Origin of the sequence: Streptomyces griseorubiginosus, from assembly GCF_036345115.1 — a bacterium.
Classification (GTDB): domain Bacteria; phylum Actinomycetota; class Actinomycetes; order Streptomycetales; family Streptomycetaceae; genus Streptomyces; species Streptomyces griseorubiginosus_C.
Genome location: NZ_CP107766.1, coordinates 4,989,628 through 5,005,929, shown reverse-complemented (window position 1 = coordinate 5,005,929; position 16,302 = coordinate 4,989,628). Strand labels below are relative to the sequence as shown.

The 16,302-nt window shown below is 71.4% G+C and carries 14 protein-coding genes and 1 tRNA gene; 6 read left to right on the top strand and 9 right to left on the bottom strand.

What is annotated here, in order from left to right; all coding sequences use genetic code 11:
- The first annotated feature begins 14 nt into the window (after positions 1-14).
- The 4 genes from OHN19_RS22600 to OHN19_RS22585 all read left to right on the top strand — a co-directional run bounded on the left by OHN19_RS22600 (position 15) and on the right by OHN19_RS22585 (position 2,911).
- A complete protein-coding gene (locus OHN19_RS22600) occupies positions 15-266 on the top strand; it encodes a hypothetical protein (RefSeq protein ID WP_330265924.1) in 252 nt (83 codons plus the stop codon).
- 44 nt (positions 267-310) lie between these two features.
- Positions 311-1,060 (top strand): class II glutamine amidotransferase, encoded by a 750-nt coding sequence (locus tag OHN19_RS22595; RefSeq protein ID WP_330265923.1) that lies wholly within the window; start codon positions 311-313, stop codon positions 1,058-1,060.
- 61 nt (positions 1,061-1,121) lie between these two features.
- On the top strand, positions 1,122-2,273 hold the full coding sequence (locus tag OHN19_RS22590) for a sensor histidine kinase (RefSeq protein ID WP_330265922.1): 1,152 nt from the start codon (positions 1,122-1,124) through the stop codon (positions 2,271-2,273).
- Positions 2,261-2,911 (top strand): response regulator transcription factor, encoded by a 651-nt coding sequence (locus OHN19_RS22585; protein ID WP_330265921.1) that lies wholly within the window; start codon positions 2,261-2,263, stop codon positions 2,909-2,911. Before OHN19_RS22590 ends, OHN19_RS22585 begins: the two co-directional genes overlap by 13 nt.
- Positions 2,912-2,914: 3 nt before the next feature.
- On the opposite strand, the gene OHN19_RS22580 is transcribed toward OHN19_RS22585, so the two are convergent.
- Positions 2,915-3,556: a GTP cyclohydrolase II gene (locus tag OHN19_RS22580; RefSeq protein WP_330265920.1), complete on the bottom strand. Its 642-nt coding sequence runs from the start codon at positions 3,554-3,556 to the stop codon at positions 2,915-2,917.
- Between the two features lie 128 nt (positions 3,557-3,684).
- Complete coding sequence (locus tag OHN19_RS22575; protein ID WP_330265919.1) at positions 3,685-4,209, bottom strand: MarR family winged helix-turn-helix transcriptional regulator; 525 nt, start codon at positions 4,207-4,209, stop codon at positions 3,685-3,687.
- An 83-nt stretch (positions 4,210-4,292) separates the two neighbouring features.
- Between OHN19_RS22575 and OHN19_RS22570 the strand changes: the two genes are divergently transcribed.
- The gene (locus OHN19_RS22570; protein WP_330265918.1) at positions 4,293-5,420 is read left to right on the top strand and encodes a dihydrofolate reductase family protein; all 1,128 of its coding nucleotides are present in this window, start codon (positions 4,293-4,295) and stop codon (positions 5,418-5,420) included.
- A gap of 16 nt (positions 5,421-5,436) precedes the next feature.
- Here OHN19_RS22570 and OHN19_RS22565 read toward each other — a convergent pair whose 3' ends face one another.
- The 7 genes from OHN19_RS22565 to OHN19_RS22535 all read right to left on the bottom strand — a co-directional run bounded on the left by OHN19_RS22565 (position 5,437) and on the right by OHN19_RS22535 (position 14,553).
- The gene (locus tag OHN19_RS22565; RefSeq protein ID WP_330265917.1) at positions 5,437-7,008 is read right to left on the bottom strand and encodes a hypothetical protein; all 1,572 of its coding nucleotides are present in this window, start codon (positions 7,006-7,008) and stop codon (positions 5,437-5,439) included.
- 169 nt (positions 7,009-7,177) lie between these two features.
- A tRNA-Lys gene (locus OHN19_RS22560) sits at positions 7,178-7,250 on the bottom strand.
- Between the two features lie 98 nt (positions 7,251-7,348).
- A complete protein-coding gene (locus OHN19_RS22555) occupies positions 7,349-8,908 on the bottom strand; it encodes an amino acid permease (RefSeq protein ID WP_330265916.1) in 1,560 nt (519 codons plus the stop codon).
- A 63-nt stretch (positions 8,909-8,971) separates the two neighbouring features.
- Positions 8,972-11,089: a VCBS repeat-containing protein gene (locus OHN19_RS22550; RefSeq protein ID WP_330265915.1), complete on the bottom strand. Its 2,118-nt coding sequence runs from the start codon at positions 11,087-11,089 to the stop codon at positions 8,972-8,974.
- A gap of 181 nt (positions 11,090-11,270) precedes the next feature.
- A complete protein-coding gene (locus OHN19_RS22545; RefSeq protein ID WP_330265914.1) occupies positions 11,271-13,376 on the bottom strand; it encodes a DEAD/DEAH box helicase in 2,106 nt (701 codons plus the stop codon).
- Between the two features lie 234 nt (positions 13,377-13,610).
- Positions 13,611-14,123 (bottom strand): hypothetical protein, encoded by a 513-nt coding sequence (locus OHN19_RS22540; RefSeq protein WP_330265913.1) that lies wholly within the window; start codon positions 14,121-14,123, stop codon positions 13,611-13,613.
- A 79-nt stretch (positions 14,124-14,202) separates the two neighbouring features.
- Positions 14,203-14,553, bottom strand: coding sequence for a metallopeptidase family protein (locus OHN19_RS22535; protein ID WP_123761739.1), 351 nt, complete (start codon positions 14,551-14,553; stop codon positions 14,203-14,205).
- An 85-nt stretch (positions 14,554-14,638) separates the two neighbouring features.
- On the opposite strand from OHN19_RS22535, the gene OHN19_RS22530 reads away from it, so the two are divergent.
- Positions 14,639-16,237, top strand: coding sequence for a metallophosphoesterase (locus OHN19_RS22530; protein ID WP_330265912.1), 1,599 nt, complete (start codon positions 14,639-14,641; stop codon positions 16,235-16,237).
- Positions 16,238-16,302: the final 65 nt, after the last annotated feature.

Sequence of the window (16,302 nt, the reverse complement as noted above, 5' to 3'; positions counted from 1 at the left end):
ACCAGGAGGGGACCATGACGGCAGCCGACGAGCGTCCGGTGGAGATCGACAAGCGGGACGTCCCGCTCTCCGGGGGCCGGACCCTGAGGGTGACGGAGTTCGCCAACGGCGCCATCCGGCTGGCGGTGCACACGGGCTCGCCGTACGTGATCACGAGTCTGGAGCAGATCGACGGCGGAGCCGTGCTGAAGCTGTCCCCCGGCCGCGAGGGCTCCAACGCCCACCGCAACTGGGTCCGCGACCACGGCGAGGACCGGACCTCGTAGGACCGCCGCCCGGTGCCGTCGGCACGGTCAGTACTGTCACGCCCATGTGCCGTCTCCTCGGCGTGGTCAGCCGCGCACTCCTCCCCCTCGCCACCTCCCTGGGCGAACTGGCCGCCCCCTTCACGGAGTTGAGCCGGGAGCACGCTGACGGGTGGGGCATCGCCGCCTGGCCGGGGCAGGGCGGGGACGGTCCGCGGGTGGTCAAGGGGACCGCGCGGGCCGCGGGAGACCGGCTCTGGGACGACGCCCTCGGCGGGACGCCCGCCGAGGCCGCCGTGCTGCACCTGCGGATGGCGAGCCCCGGGCTGCCCGTCGTGCCGGGCAACACCCACCCGTTCACCGCCGGCGGCCTCGCCTTCGCGCACAACGGCTTCTTCTCGCCGTACGACGCCCTCGACGAGCTCATCGACCCCGACCTGCTGTCCGGGGCGGGCGGGGGCACCGACTCCGAGCGGTTCTTCCTGCGGGTGCTGACGCTGCTGCGGGACAAGGGCCCGGTCGACGCGCTCGCCGGGGCCGCCGAGGACATCCGCGCCCGTGCCTCCTTCGCGAGCCTCAACTGCCTGCTGCTGACGCGGGAGGCGCTGTACGCGTACGCCGACGAGGACCCGGAGTGCGAGGTCAGCCGGCGGCGCGGGCCCGACTTCTTCCGGCTGCGGTACCGGGCGGACGGCGAGCGGGTGGTCGTGGCGTCGAGCGGAGTGCCGCAGCCGGACGGGGCGTGGAGCGTGCTGCCGTACCGGCGGGTGCTGGAGGTCCGGCGGGGCGACCTGGGCGTACGTGTGCACGGGTGACCGGCGGATGGTGTAGCGGGCTACACCGTGCGGCCGGGGCGGATCCTCTAGCGTGAGCCGCATGTGGAAGGCGTTCCGGCGTGCGGCGATGGCGACCGTGCACCTCGTGGTGGCCGCGGCGATGTGCTTCGGGGTGTACCTCTTCGTCACCGTGCTGCTGATCACCGCCGTCGGCACGCTCGCGGTGGTCGGCTGCTGGCTGCTGCCCGAGGCCGTGCTGCTGATACGGCGGATCGCGGGCGCCAAGCGGAACCTGACCGCGCTGTGGACGGGCCGCGAGATCCCCGAGGCGTACCCACCGATCACCGGCACCCTGCGCGAGCGGCTGCGTATCTCGGTGCGGGACCCCGGCACACTCAGGGACCTGCGCTGGATGCTCGCCTACTACCTCTACGGCGCCCTCCTCGTCCTCGCCCTCCCGCTGTGGCCGGTGGCCCTGGTGGTCGACGGGGTGTGGGCCGGCGCGCTGCGCCGCACCCCTGTCGTCCTGCCGCTGATCGTGAAGCTCGCGGACCTCGAGGCCCGCTGGTCGACCGTGCTGCTCATGCCCTCCCCGAAGGCCCGGCTGGCCCGCCGGGTCGAGGAGCTGAAGGAGACCCGGGCCGACGCGATCGCCGCCCACGAGGCCGAACTGCGCCGCATCGAACGGGATCTGCACGACGGCGCCCAGGCCAACCTGGTGGCGCTGTCGATGCGGATCGGCCTGGCCAAACGGGCCTACGACCGTGACCCGGAAGCCGCCCGCAAGCTCCTGGACGACGCCCAAGCCCAGGCCGAGCAGGCGCTGACCGAGCTGCGGCACGTGGTGCGCGGCATCCACCCGCCGATCCTCACCGACCGGGGCCTGACCGGCGCGGTGCGGGCGCTCGCGGCGAGCAGCGGGCTGGCGGTGACCGTGGACGACGGCGGTCTGGACGAGGGTGCCCGGGCGCCCGCCGCGGTGGAGGCGGCGGCCTACTTCGTGGTCGCCGAGTCGCTCACCAACGTGGCCAAGTACAGCGGGACCGACCGGGCCGAGGTCCGGCTCGCCCGCACCCGGCGCGGACTGACCGTGCGGGTGCGGGACGAGGGCCGGGGCGGCGCCGACGAGTCCGCCGGTTCGGGGCTGCTCGGGATGCGGCGCAGGGTCGCCGCGCTCGACGGGATGTTCGAGGTGTCCAGCCCCGCCGGGGGCCCGACCGTGATCGATGTGGAGCTGCCGTGCGTGTGGTGATCGCCGAGGACAACGCCCTGCTGAGAGAGGGACTCGTCCTCCTGCTGACGTCCTCCGGGCACGAGGTGGTGGCCGTGGTCGGCACCGGCCCCGAGATCCTGCCCGCCCTGCTCGAACACCGCCCGGACGTGGCGGTGCTGGACGTGCGGATGCCGCCGGGCTTCCGCGACGAGGGCATCAGGGCCGCCCTGGAGGCACGCGAGCGGATCCCCGGACTGCCGGTCCTGGTGCTCTCGCAGTACGTCGAGGAGTCGTACGCCGCCGAGCTGCTGGCCGGCGGCACCAGCGGGGTCGGCTATCTGCTCAAGGACCGGGTCGGCCGGGTCGACGAGTTCCTGGACGCGCTGGAGCGGGTGGTGGCCGGCGGCACCGCGCTCGACCCCGAGGTCGTCACCGAGCTCCTCACCCGGCGCCGCGACACCCCGCTCGACTCCCTCACCCCGCGCGAGCGCGAGGTGCTGAAGCTGATGGCGGAGGGGCACGACAACACGACCATCGCCAAGACCCTCGTCGTCACCGAGCGCGCGGTCAGCAAGCACATCGGCAACGTCTTCCTCAAGCTGGGCCTGCCGCCGAGCGACAGCGGCCACCGGCGGGTGCTGGCGGTGCTGGCCCATCTGGCGCACACCCCCAAGTGACGTTCAGCCGACGCCGAGTTCGGTCAGCTCGCCGAGCGGCAGCGTGTGCTGGGTCTGGAGGACCTTCGCGCGCAGGTACCGGACGTTGTGGTCGGTGGTGAACACCCCGGTGGGGACGCGGTCGTGGACGTCGATGCCCAGGTCGCGCAACTGGCCCGCCTTGTCGGGGTTGTTGGAGAGCAGGTCGATCTCGCCGATCCCGAGGGCAGTCAGCATCTGCGCGGCCGCCGTGTAGTCACGGGCGTCCTCGGGCAGGCCCAGCGCGGTGTTCGCGGCGTAGGTGTCGAGGCCCTGGTCCTGGAGGGCGTACGCGTCGAGCTTGTTGTAGAGGCCGATGCCGCGGCCCTCCTGGCGGAGGTAGAGCAGGACGCCGCCGCGGTCGGCTATGCGCTCGACCGCCTCGCGCAGCTGGGGCCCGCAGTCGCAGCGGGCGGAGCCGAAGACGTCTCCGGTGAGGCACTCGGAGTGCAGGCGCACCAGCGGGGTGCCGGTGGCGGCCGGGTCGCCGAGGACGACGGCGAGGTGCTCCTGCCCGTCGGCCAGGCCGTGGAAGGTGACGAGTTCGGCGTCCGCGCGGTAGCCGTCCCCGAAGCGCAGCGGGACGCGGACGCGGGAGCGCTGGGTGGCGGCGGGCAGGTCGGTCATGCGGGTACTCCGGTCCGTAGGCATACCTGCTTCAGATTTGAAGCAGATCTACTGATCGAGACCCTACCTCATGCTTTAAATTTGAAGCAACGCATTTATGGCACGCGTCACACACCCGGCCGCACGCCTCACACCCGGCCCTCACCCGAGCAGGACGGGGACGACCGCCGGCGCCACGGAACCTCCTCGGCCGGGCCGTCCTCCCCCTGGAGCCCCGCGGTGACGCTGGTGAAGATCTCCTCCAGCTGCCCCACCTGCTCCGGGGTGAGCCGGTCGAAGAGCGCGGCACGGACCGTCCGCACATGGCCCGGCGCGGCCCGCTCCAGCACCGCCATGCCCTCGTCGGTCAGCACCGCGATGCTGCCGCGCTTGTCCCACTGGCAGCTCTCGCGGCGCACCAGCCCGTCCTTCTCCAGCCGGGCGACGGCGTACGTCAGCCGGGGCCGGGTGATCTTCAGCCCCTCGGCGAGATCGGTCATCCGCAGCCGCCGCTCCGGGGTCTCGGAGAGGTTGGCCAGGATGGAGTAGTACAGATGGGGCATGCCGGCCTCCTGCTGGAGCTGCCGGTCGATGGTGTCCTCCAGGAGGAGCGAGGCGGCGATGTAGGCACGCCAGGCTCGCTGCTCGTCGGGGCTGAGCCAGCGGGTCGTCATGCCACCAGTGTAGGTTTGCTTCAAACTTGAACCAAGCCCGCAGCCCCCGAAGCTCGCACCCGTTCTCGAGAGGGACCGCACAGATGCCCCATCCCTACGTCCTCCTCTCCGCCGCGGTCTCCCTCGACGGCTACCTCGACGACACCGGCCCCGACCGGCTCCTGCTGTCCAGCCCGGCCGACTTCGACCGCGTCGACGAGGTCCGCGCCTCCGTGGACGCCATCCTGATCGGCGCGGGCACGATCCGCGCCGACAACCCCCGGCTGCTGGTCAACTCCGAGGAACGCCGCGCGGCCCGGGTCGCCGCCGGGAAGCCGCCGTACCCCCTGAAGGTCACGGTCAGCGGTTCGGGCGAGCTGGACCCGGCGGCGAACTTCTGGCACACCGGCGGCGAGAAGGTCCTCTACACGACCGACAAGGGCGCCGAGCGGGCCCGCGAACTGGGCCTGGCGGCCGACGTGGCCCCCCTGGGCCCCGCGCTGGACTGGCGCCGCCTGCTGGAGCACCTGCGCTCGGTGTACGGCGTCGAGCGGCTCATGGTCGAGGGCGGCGGCCGCATCCACACCCAGCTCCTCCAGGAGGGGCTGGCGGACGAGGTGCAGCTGGTGCTGGCCCCGCTGTTCGTCGGCGACCCGCACGCCCCGCGGCTCTTCGGCCCGGGCGGCTACCAGTCCGGCCGGCTGCGGCTGGTGGAGACCCGCCGTATCGAGGACGTGGTCCTCATGCGCTACGAACCCACGGCACCGGGCACCGGCCTGACCCCCGCCGCAGCGGACCACCACTGGCTCGCGCTGGCCTGCGAACTCGCGGCCCAGTGCCCGCCCTCCGCAACCGCGTTCAGCGTGGGGGCGGTGGTGGTGGCCGGCGACGGCACGGAGCTGGCCCGCGGCCACTCCCGGGAGTCCGGCGACCCGGTCGTCCACGCCGAGGAGGCGGCCCTGGCGAAGATCGCCCCGGGCGACCCGCGGCTGCCGTCCGCCACGGTCTACACGAGTCTGGAACCCTGCACCCACCGGGCTTCCCGCCCGGCCCCCTGCGCCCGGCTGATCCTGGACGCGGGGGTGCGGCGGGTGGTGACGGCGTGGCGGGAGCCGGACACGTTCGTCGAGGCGGCGGACGGGACGGGGACGCTGACGGCGGCGGGCGTGGGCGTGGTGGTGCTGGACGAGTTCGCGGACCGCGCGAAGGCCCCCAACGGCCACCTGCTGTGACCCCGGCGCCGGAGCCTCAGCCGATGGCGTAGGCCCGGTAGACCGTCTCCACCGAGCGGTCACCGGCCGCGTCGGTCACCTCCGAGCGCAGGGCGACCGCCCCGGAGCCGGGGTTGTGGACGGATGCCTGCCAGGTCGAGCCGGAGTGCCTGACGGTGGCCGCCTTCCAGGTCCTGCCGCCGTCGGCGGACGACCACACCTTGACGGACTTGGCGGTCACCTTGGTGAACGCCAGGTCAGGGCCCTGGGAGCCGCGCCCGGCGCTCACGTCGACCGTCGTGGTGCTGCTCGGCGCGGCCTGGTTGTGGCTGTTCAGCCCGGTGGGCAGGAAGCGGGTCATGAAGACCGGCGCGACCATCGACCTGGCCGGATCCGCCTTGAAGTGCCAGTCGAGGGTGACGCGCGACGACAGCATGCCCGCCGGGAAGGTGATGCCGGGGCGGTAGCGGTGGGCGTCGACGGTCAGGTCGTACCAGCCGGCCGAGCGGATCCCGGCGGAGAACTCGGCGTCGCTCGTACCCCAGTTGGTCAGGGTCTGCTTCTTGAGGGTGGTGCCCCCCTTGGTGAGGACCACCGTCTCCTTGGTCGGGTCGGCGCCGTTCACCCCGACGTCGGGGTCGCCGATCAGGGCGTCCGGAATGAAGGCGACGGACCTGCGCGTGACCGTCGGCAGGTAGTGCATCGGACTCCACGCGGCCCGGCCGAACGACTGGGTGAAGCTCTGCCCCGCCTTCAGCGTCCTGGTCGCGGGGAAACCACCGCCGATGTCGTCGCCGTTGTCCGCGAAGATGTCGTCGCGGGGCTGCCAGGTGCCGGGCGTCACATGGACGGTGACGCTGTAGGGGGCGTCGTCGTCGCGCACCTCAGTCATCATGTCGGTCGTGCAGTCCTGGGTCCTGGGCGCCGCCTGGAGCGAGGTGTCGTTCGCCCGGGCCAGCTGCGTGCCGGCGCGTACCGAGAAGCGCATCGTGGCCAGGTTCGCCCGCTTGTACGACCCGCCGGGCGCGGCCGGGATGCCCGTGGTGTTCTTCACGGCGACATAGCTGTCCTTGCCCGTCCACTGCGCCAGGTACCCGAACTGGAGCAGCTTGGAGGAGTTCGGGATGGCGTAGAGGGAGCCCTGGTAGTTCCCGCCGCCCCGGCTGAAGGCTGACGGCATGTCACTCACGGTGCCGGCGCACACCTGCGCACTGATCCACGGCGGGCCGGTCACGTCGGCGGGCGTGTCCAGCGAGACCTTGACGGCCTTGCCCTTGCGCGCGTCCAGCGTCACCGAGGTACTGCCCGACACCTGCACGACCTGCGCGCCGACGGTGTCGTCGCCCGGGCCGTCCGTGGCGCTCTCGAAGATGTCGGTCATCGCGATGTACCGCCCCGAGGGCAGACCGATCCGCTTGCCCGAGGCGACGCTGTACGTCCGCCCCGACGGCACGGCGACGACAGTGACCGTCGACGCGACCTTGGCCCCGTGCCGCCCGAGCGTGGTCACCGTGAGCGCCCCCGAGGCCGCCTGCGCGGAGACGGCCGACACGAGCAGCGGCACCACCGCGGCCACCCCGACAAAGGCGAACGATCTTGGACGCACCATCGTCAACTCCCCCTCACACCCCTGAAGGCGGCCAAGCCTAGGCACGCCGAGGGCCCAGTGGATCAAAGCGGGGAGCTACGTCTGATCAAGCTGTGACAAAGAAGGGGCCCCGGAAAACGAAGCGGCACCCGACCCGACCGAAGCCGACCCGGGCGCCACCTGCCACCGGTAGGCCCTGTGGGACTCGAACCCACAACCAATGGATTAAAAGTCCACTGCTCTGCCAATTGAGCTAAGGGCCCAGGCGATGTTGCCCCCACGAGCATAGCCGGACGTGGCCGTGTCTCCGATCGGGTATCGGGGACACGGCCGTGTCAGGTGGGCAGGGGTGGGCGAAAGATCAGGGATCGACCGGTTCGGGGGCGTTCGCGCGGGCCGCCTCGCGGGCCTTCGTGCGTTCGTGCTCGGGGTTCAGGAACCAGTGCCGGGCCGAGGCCGCCCACCAGGTCCAGGCGAAGCCGAGGACGACCAGGACGGCGACCGGGGCGTAGTTGAAGGTCTCCCAGGTGACCGGGGAGACCTGCGGGAGCATGAAGAGGACCGTGATGACGACGACCCACGTCACCGACACCACCCCGATCGCGCGAGACCAGCGGCCCAGGTGCCACGGCCCCCGGTCGAAGTCCTCGCCCTTGCGCAGCCGCAGCAGGGTCGGGATGACGTAGGCGATGTAGAGGCCGATCACGGCGATGGACGTCACCGCCGCGTACGCCGTCACGTTGATCAGGTACGGCAGGCCCAGGACCAGGGCGCCACCCGCGGCCAGCCACACCGCCGCCACGGGGGTTCGGGTGCGCGGGCTCACCGTGTGCCAGACGTGCGAGAACGGCAGCGCGCCGTCGCGCGAGAAGGCGTAGATCATGCGGCTGTTGGCGGTCACGGACGCCATTCCGCAGAACAGCTGGGCGCCGATCACGACCAGGAGCAGGAGCTTTCCGGCCGTGGCGCCGAGCGCGTCGAGGAGGATCTGGGCCGGGGGCGCGCCCGTAGGGGAGTCGAGTGCGCCGTCGTAGGACTGGATCGCGAAGGTGAAGCCGAGGAGCAGGACGAAGCCGGCGATCCAGGAGGTCCAGATGGACTGGACGATGCCCTTCGGGCCGGCCGTGGACGCGTCGTGGGTCTCCTCGGTCATATGGGCCGAGGCGTCGTAGCCGGTGAAGGTGTACTGGGCCATCAGGAGGCCGATCAGGACGACGTAGACGCCGCTGCCCCAGCCCGTGTTGTTCACGAACTCGCCGAACACGAAGGACGCCGACTGGTGTTTGTCGGGGGCGAAGGTGAGGGCGCCGACGATGACCGCCACACCGATCACGTGCCACCACACGCTCACGCTGTTCAGCAGCGCCACGATCCGCACGCCGAAGGTGTTCAGCAGGCCGTGCAGGAGCAGGATCGCGGCGAAGAGGAGGATCGTGCGGCCGGGCGTCACCTCGAAGTCGAACTGGAGGTTCAGGTACGCCCCGAGGAAGGACGCGGCGCCGAAGTCGATGCCGGCGGTCACCGCCACCTGGCCGAGCACGTTGAACCAGCCCGTGAACCACGCCCAGGCGGCCGCGGTCCGCGCGGGGGCGAGCTTGTGCGCCCAGAAGTACAGGCCCGCCGAGGTCGGGTACGCCGAACAGATCTCGGCCATCGACAGCCCGACGAACAGGGTCATCAGGCCGACGGCGACCCAGCCCCAGGTGATCACGGCCGGGCCGCCCGTGTTCATGCCGAACAGGTACAGCGTCAGACAGCCCGACAGCACCGAGATGATGGTGAAGGAGACCGCGTAGTTGGAGAACGCCGACATGCGGCGGGCGAGGACCTGCGTGTAGCCGAGCTGGGCAAGCCGTTCTTCGTCGGAGAGGCCCGAGTCGGAAGGGCCCTTCTGCCCGCTCGCTATGGCGTCATCTGTCATGCCCCCAGCGATTCCCACACTGGGGGCGTGACACACGTCACAACTTGGCCGAGAAGTGCCCCTCTAGAAGAGGCCCTTGTACCCCTGCCAGCCGCTCGCGATCTTCGTACGGCCCCCGAACGACCCCTTGCCGTTGCCGTTGTTGCGGTACAGGTTGCCGGCGGTGTCCCGGGAGACGAGGTCGTTCCTGCCGTCACCGGTGATGTCCCCGACGCCGACGACCACGTTGTAGGAGGTCCCCCAGTTCGAGAAGACCTTCACGCGCTCCTTGACCTGCCCGGTGCCGGTGCCGTCGTAGCGCCACAGCGTCCCCGCCCGGTCCTGCACCAGAACGTCCCCGAAGCCGTCGCCGTTGAGGTCACCGGCGCCGATGATCTTCTTGTACGTCCCCCAGCTGCGGATCTTCACGCCCGGCTTGAGCCTGCTCGCACCGTCGTTGGCGAACAGGTAGACGTCACCGGTGGAGGCCTTGCGGGCCAGCAGGTCGACCCGGCCGTCGCCGGTGAGGTCACCGGGAGCGGTCAGCACGTTGTACGCGTTCCAGCCCGTGCCGAGCGAGGTGTGGCTGCTCGCCGGGGCGTACGACGCCTCCCCGCACTTGCCCGCGTAGCGGCGCAGCTCGCCGTTCGGCATCCGGACCAGCATCTCGGCGCAGCGGTCCTTGCCCATGTCGCCGAAGGGCACGGCGACGGTCCCGGCCGGCCAGCCCGAGCCGTTCTGCTTCCAGTCGAACTTGCCGCCGCCGTTGGTGTACTGGAGGCTCAGCGTGCCCGAGGAGTTGACGGTGACCAGCTCGCCGTAGGCGTACCCGCCCTGGTCGTGGTGGCCCTGACGGCCGCCGGTCAGCGCGAACTTGCCGCTGGTGGTGTACGTGCCCACGCCGTCCGCCGCTTTCGCGGTCAGCGTCCAGCTCTTCTGGCCGTTGTACGCGTACGCCCCCGACTCCGTCCTGCCGTCCCACTCCAGGTCGATCGCCGTGCCGCTGCCCTTGAGGGTGCGGTCGGTGCGGCCCTGGGCGTCCTTCACCGTGAAGGTCCAGTCCGCGGGCTTGTTGAGCTGCCAGGTGCTCATCCAGGCCATGTTGCCGCCGTTGCGGCCCGAGGCGTCGAAATACGGGTTGTCCAGGTCGGACTCGATCTTCCCGAGCGACTGGGCGGGCACCCCGCTCGGCACGGTCCGGATGGTGTGGTCGGCGTCGACGTAGGCGATACCGCCGCCGAACTTGTCCACCGACCAGGTCAGGCGCCGCTGGTCGGCGGTGTTCCCGGCCGGCAGGTCGGCGATCGCGCGCGCGGCGGCGGCCGTACCGGAGTGGTAGTCCGTCAGCATCAGCCTGCCGGCGCTCCGGTCGTGCTGGACGAGGTAGCCGTCGCCGACGAGCGCGGGGCCCGAGGGCACCTTGATGTTCTTCTTCGCCGTACGGTCGTACACGCCCGCCGCGCCCGTCGGGCCGCAGTTCCAGTAGATCCAGCGGCCGATGACCTGGAGCTCCCTGACCGTGCAGGGGGCTCCGGTGGAGACGGTCGCGACCGTCTTCTTCCCCTCCAGGTCGTACTGGGTGACGACGCCGTTGCCGGCGCCCGGCGTCCACAGCGCCGAGCCCCACACGGAGGCGGCGGTGACCGAGCGGGTCAGGCGGACGTCCTCGTCGCGGTACTCGTTCACGGCGTCGACGTACTGCTTGCCGGTGGAGGCCGCGTCGTAGACGAAGTAGCGGCCGGTGGCGTCCACGAACCGGCCGCCGGTGACGGCGGGTTCCGTTCCGTGGTAGCTGGTCGGAGTCCCCCAGATCTGGGCGCGCTCCTTCCCGTACTCGTCGACCTGGAAGTAGCCGACGCTCTGCGTACCGGTCGACCGCAGCGGCACGCAGTCACCCGCGTCGCACGCCACCCGCTGGAGGTGGGTGCCGTCCGCGAAGATGCCGGCGAACCCGCGGGTTTCCTGCGCCAGCACCGTGGAGCCGTCCGGCGAGAGCTGCCGGCCGACGACGTACTGCTCGCCGTTCGGCCGGTACTCGACGCTGGTCAGATAACCGGCCGCGTAGTCGATGCCCCACACGCCGTCCGTGGCGATCGGCGTCGGGGTGGTGTCCGCGGCCGCGGGGCCCGCGGTCGTCAGGGTGCCGGCGCTCAGAGCGGCCAGCGAGGCAAGAGTGAGTGCGATCCGGGCACGCCGGGTCAAGGGTCCCTCCCCAGGGAAGTGAGAAAAGGCGCGGTGGCAGGCCGTGTTTCCCCCTCGGCCACGCTCCACAGCGCGATCCCCGGATGTTAACAACTGCCCCACAGACTCCGGTAGTCGATTGCGCATGCGAAAAGGGCCCGTACGACCGAAGTCGTACGGGCCCTTCTCAGTTCACGCTGTATCAGCCGTTGCGCTTCCAGCGCGGCTTGTCGTCGCGGCGGCCGAAGGAACCGGTGCCGGTGCCGCGGTGGTCGTCACGGCGGCCGTAGGGGCGGTCGTGGCTCGGGCGGTCGTGGCCGCCGGCGCGGAAGCCCGGGCGGTCACCCTGACGGTCACGGTTGAACGGACGGTCGCTGCCACGGTGGCCGCTCCGCTCGTCCCGGCGCTCGAAGGAACGGCCGGCCGGACGGTCGTTGTCACGGCGGAAACCGCCACGGTCGTTGTCCCGACGGTCGTTGTCCCGGCGGAAGCCGCCACGGTCGTCGCGGCGCTCGAAGGAACGGCCACCGCGGTCGTCGCGACGGTCGTCACGGCGGAAGCCACCACGGTCGTTGTCACGACGGTCGCGGTTGAAGCCGCCACGGTCGTCACGGCGCTCGAAGGAACGCCCACCGCGGTCGTCCCGACGGTCGTTGTCCCGACGGAAGCCACCGCGCTCGCCGTCCCGACGGTCGTCGCGACGGAAGCCACCGCGGTCGTTGTCACGACGCTCGAACGAACGACCACCACGGTCGTCCCGACGCTCGTAGTTGCCCCGCTCGTCACGGCGCTGACGCGGCTGCTCGTAGGCGGGACGCTCGGCGGACTGCTCGGCGGCCACGGCCTCGGCGCGGGCCTCCGCCTCCTGGGTCACGACCGCCTCGGCGGCCGCGGCGACCGCGGTCTCCGGGTCCTCGCCACGCTCACGGGCGGCGCGGGCGACCAGGCGGTCGGCCTCCTCGCGCAGCTCGGTCGCGCGGCGCTGCGCCCGCTCCAGCTCCTTGGTGAGCTGGGCGACCTCGCGCTCGGCCTGCTGAGCCGCGTTGGCCGCGGACTCGGACTGGACCTCGGTCATCGAACGGGCGCCGGTGATCTCGGCGACCTCGGGCTCGAAGGCCGTACCGGAGTTGATGATGTGACGCCCGGCGTCGACGCCCGCGTCCTCCATCAGCCGGAAGATCTGCCGGCGCTGGTGCGGGAGGGAGAGGGAGACGACCGTGCCGGTACGGCCCGCGCGAGCGGTACGGCCCGCACGGTGCAGGTAGTCCTTGTGGTCGCCGGCCGGGTCCACGTTCAGGACCAGGTCGATGCCGTCGACGTGGATACCGCGGGCGGCGACGTCGGTCGCGACCAGCGCGTTGACGTAACCGTCCTTGAAGTCGGCCAGCGTGCGGGTGCGCGCGCCCTGGGTCATGCCGCCGTGCAGCGCGTCGGCCTTCACACCGGCCTCGCGCAGCTGCTCGGCGATGCGGTCCGCGCCCAGCTGGGTGCGGACGAAGATGATGGTGCGGCCCTTGCGGGAGGCGATGGCCGCGGTGACCGGCGCCTTGTCCTTGGGCTTCACGATCAGGATGTGGTGCGACATGGTCGTGACGTTGCCCTGGGCGCTGTCGACCTCGTGCGTGACCGGGTTGCTCAGGTAGCGCTTGACCAGGGTGGAGATCTCGTTCTCCATCGTGGCCGAGAACAGCATCCGCTGGCCGCCGGCCGGGACCTGGTCGAGCAGCTCGGTGACCTCGGGCAGGAAGCCCAGGTCGGACATCTGGTCGGCCTCGTCGAGGACGGCGACCTCGACGTTCTCCAGGGAGCAGGCGCCGCGGTTGATGATGTCGCGCAGGCGGCCCGGGGTGGCGACGAGGATGTCGACGCCGCGCTCCAGGGCGTAGATCTGGTTGCCCATCGACGTACCGCCGCAGACGACCTTCATCTTGAGGCCGAGGACGTCGCCGTAGGGCTGGAGGGCGTCCGCGACCTGCATCGCGAGCTCACGGGTCGGGGTGAGGATGACGGCGCGCGGCTTGTGCTTCTCGGTGCGGCCGCCGGCGAGACGCGCCAGGGTCGGCAGACCGAAGGAGAGGGTCTTGCCGGAGCCGGTGCGGCCACGGCCGAGGATGTCCTTGCCGGCCAGGGCGTCCGGGATGGTCGCGGCCTGGATCGGGAAGGGGGTGGTCACGCCGTTCTGCGCGAGCTTGCGCACGACGCCCTCGGGGAGACCGAGGTCCGAGAAGGTGACCTCGGGAGCTTCCACGGCGACTTCGGTGCCCTCGTTCTCGGGCACGACGACGTGATCAGTACTGGAAATGGACATGCGTAAGCGAAACCTTCCGGAGTCTCGTCGGCACGCGCCCGTCAACTCCGTGATTCGCAATACGACCGCCTCTATGCGGTCAGCCACGGCAAGGGAGAGAACGCGCCACACGGCGCTCTTCTGTCTTGGCGCCGGGCAAATGATCAAACGATCTATAACCATACGCACCCGGCACCCCCCAAGGCAAACCGAACTCCTCGTATGTATCCGAGGTCACTCGGGCGCCTTTCACCGTCACACCGGCGACCCGGCCGTCGGCGCCGGTTCGCGCTGGCTCAACTGCGGCCCCGTCTCGGGCTGCGCGGACGACGACGGCTCCGCGGGCGGCGGCGACGGCGTGGGGGAGGCGGGCGGCTCGCTCGACGCCGGCGGTTCCGGGTCGGGGGTGCGCGTGGGCACCGGGTCGGCCTTCGTCGCCGACGGCGCCGGCTTCACCGAGACCCCCGGCTTCGCCCCCGCGGAGGCGGACCCACTCGCCGAGGCGGACGCCGACGGGGACGCCGACTCCTCGCCGTGCTTGCCCTTGCGCTTCCCGTGCTTGCCGTCCGCGGCCGCCCCGCCGAGCCCCACGGACCCGCCGGAGTCCACCGAGCCCCCGCCGGACCCGGAGCCGCCCCGCTCACCGGCGGAGTGCGACGGCTTGGCGCTGCCGCCTCCGTCGTCCCCGCCCACGCTCATGCAGCCCGCTGCGGCGGCGACGGCCATGACCGTGGCGGCCAGACGGACGGGTACGTACAAGGGGCGCACGAGCAGCCACCTCCGAGGGCGGTCGTCAAGGAGTCAACCTGCCCAACTCCCGCCGCCCACAAGAGGACACGCGAACCGGCTATCCGTACCCGAGTGCATGCAGCCGCGCGTCGTCGATCCCGAAGTGATGGGCGATCTCGTGCACCACCGTCACCTCGGTCTCCGCGACCACGTCGTCCCGCGACTCGCACATCCTGAGCGTCGGCCCCCGGTAGATCGTGATGCGGTCCGGCAGCACCCCGGCGTACCACTCGCCCCGGTCGGTCAGCGGAGTGCCCTCGTACAGCCCGAGCAGCTCGGGATCGTCCGCCGGCGGTTCGTCCTCGACGAACACCGCGACGTTGTCCATCAGCCGCGTCAACTCCGGCGGAATCCGGTCCAGCGCCTCGGCGACCAGTTCCTCGAACTCCTCGCGCGTCATCTCCAGCACAACCCCATTCTCCGGTACGACCCCGCCGTACGAGAGTCATGAGCACGCCCGCATATCCACGCGCGGACTTGGGCATACGGGACCAATGGCCCGCGTCCCCGCCGCCGCCCGGAAGATCCTGTCCGCCCTTCAGAAGTCACCGCACGCCCTCACCCGGCACTACGCCGGGCGCCGCTCCCACCCGTCCGTCGAACTGGTCCATCCGGCTCATCCCTGGACCCGAGCCCTCGGTCTCGTCGCCGTCGTCCTCATGGGCGCCTGGCTCGGCCTGCTGATCGTCGGCAACGTACGGGTGCCCGTCGGGCCCATGAACACGACGATGACCCTGCGCCCGTCCCTGTCCGGCGGCACGAAGATCAACGTGTCCCCGCTCGGCGCCCTCCAGCTGAACAGCCACCACGCGCCGGTCCGCCTCGACGTCAACGTCGACCAGCTCGACCCGGAGCGCTCCCAGGCCCTCGTCGACCACCCCGAACGGCTCTCCGGCCTCCAGGACGAGGTCGCCTCGGACGTCGAGCACGGCACCCTCGACCTCGCGGTCCGCTCCTGCGTAGCCGTGGTGTCGGGCGCCACCGCCCTCGGCCTCGCCGTCTACCGCCGCCCCCGCCGCGCCCTCGCCGCCGGCGGCCTCGCCCTCACCCTCCTGGCGGCCTCGGGCGGCACCGCGTACGCCACCTGGAACCCGGAGTCCGTCCTGGAGCCCAAGTTCTCAGGACTGCTCTCCTCGGCCCCGTCCCTGGTCGGCAACGCCCGCAACATCGTCACCGAATTCGACGTCTACCAGAAGGAGTTGGCCCGCCTGGTGACCAACGTGACGAAGCTCTACGACGTCACGTCCACGCTCCCCGCCTACCAGCCGGACCCCACCACCATCCGGGTCCTGCACGTCTCCGACATCCACCTCAACCCGGCGAGCTGGAAGATCATCGCCTCGCTGGTGGAGCAGTACAAGGTCAACGTGATCGTCGACTCCGGCGACACCATGGATCACGGTACGGCGGCGGAGAACGGCTTCCTCGACCCGATCCCGGACCTCGGGGCGCCCTACGTCTGGGTGCGCGGCAACCACGACTCCCTCACCACCCAGCGTTATATGGAGGGCCTCAAGCGGGTCCACGTCCTCGACAACGGCAAGGCGGAGACCATCGCCGGGCTGCGCTTCGCCGGCATGGGCGACCCCCAGTTCACCCCCGACCGCTCCACCGACCCGGGCGCCGACGAGTCCCAGGAGGCGGCGGGCGCCCGCCTGGCCGCGGCCCTGCGTGCGCAGCGGGCCGCCGGGACCCCGGTCGACATCGCGATCGCGCACGAGCCCTCGGCCGCCCGCGAGGTCGACGGCGAGGTCCCGATGATCCTGTCCGGCCACCTCCACCACCAGGAGATGGAGGTCATGAAGAAGGGCACCCGGCTGCGCGTCGAGGGCTCGACGGGCGGCAGCGGTCTGCGGGCCGTCGAGGGCAAGTACCCCGACCCCATCGAGGCCTCGATCCTCTACCTGGACCGCGACACCCGCCGCCTCCAGGCCTGGGACGAGATCAAGCTCGGCGGCCTCGGCCTCACGACGGCGGAGGTCAGCCGGCACCTCCCGGACACCAACCAGCCGGGGGCCACGCCCTCACCCACGCCCTCCCCCACGGGCTCGCCCACCGGCTCCCCCTCTGCATCACCCAGCGGCAGCCCTTAAACCGTTTTGGCGATACCTCCCGGCATCCCATATGCTTCTCACGTCCCCGACGCGCTGAGAAGCGC

Bases quoted from the DNA above. Each gene is read 5' to 3' on its own strand.
- OHN19_RS22600 (WP_330265924.1), top strand. From the start codon at position 15: ATGACGGCAGCCGACGAGCGTCCGGTGGAGATCGACAAGCGGGACGTC.
- OHN19_RS22590 (WP_330265922.1), top strand. From the start codon at position 1,122: ATGTGGAAGGCGTTCCGGCGTGCGGCGATGGCGACCGTGCACCTCGTG.
- OHN19_RS22530 (WP_330265912.1), top strand. From the start codon at position 14,639: ATGGCCCGCGTCCCCGCCGCCGCCCGGAAGATCCTGTCCGCCCTTCAG.
- OHN19_RS22595 (WP_330265923.1), top strand. From the start codon at position 311: ATGTGCCGTCTCCTCGGCGTGGTCAGCCGCGCACTCCTCCCCCTCGCC.
- OHN19_RS22580 (WP_330265920.1), bottom strand. From the start codon at position 3,556: ATGACCGACCTGCCCGCCGCCACCCAGCGCTCCCGCGTCCGCGTCCCG.
- OHN19_RS22565 (WP_330265917.1), bottom strand. From the start codon at position 7,008: ATGGTGCGTCCAAGATCGTTCGCCTTTGTCGGGGTGGCCGCGGTGGTG.
- OHN19_RS22570 (WP_330265918.1), top strand. From the start codon at position 4,293: ATGCCCCATCCCTACGTCCTCCTCTCCGCCGCGGTCTCCCTCGACGGC.
- OHN19_RS22575 (WP_330265919.1), bottom strand. From the start codon at position 4,209: ATGACGACCCGCTGGCTCAGCCCCGACGAGCAGCGAGCCTGGCGTGCC.
- OHN19_RS22555 (WP_330265916.1), bottom strand. From the start codon at position 8,908: ATGACAGATGACGCCATAGCGAGCGGGCAGAAGGGCCCTTCCGACTCG.
- OHN19_RS22545 (WP_330265914.1), bottom strand. From the start codon at position 13,376: ATGTCCATTTCCAGTACTGATCACGTCGTCGTGCCCGAGAACGAGGGC.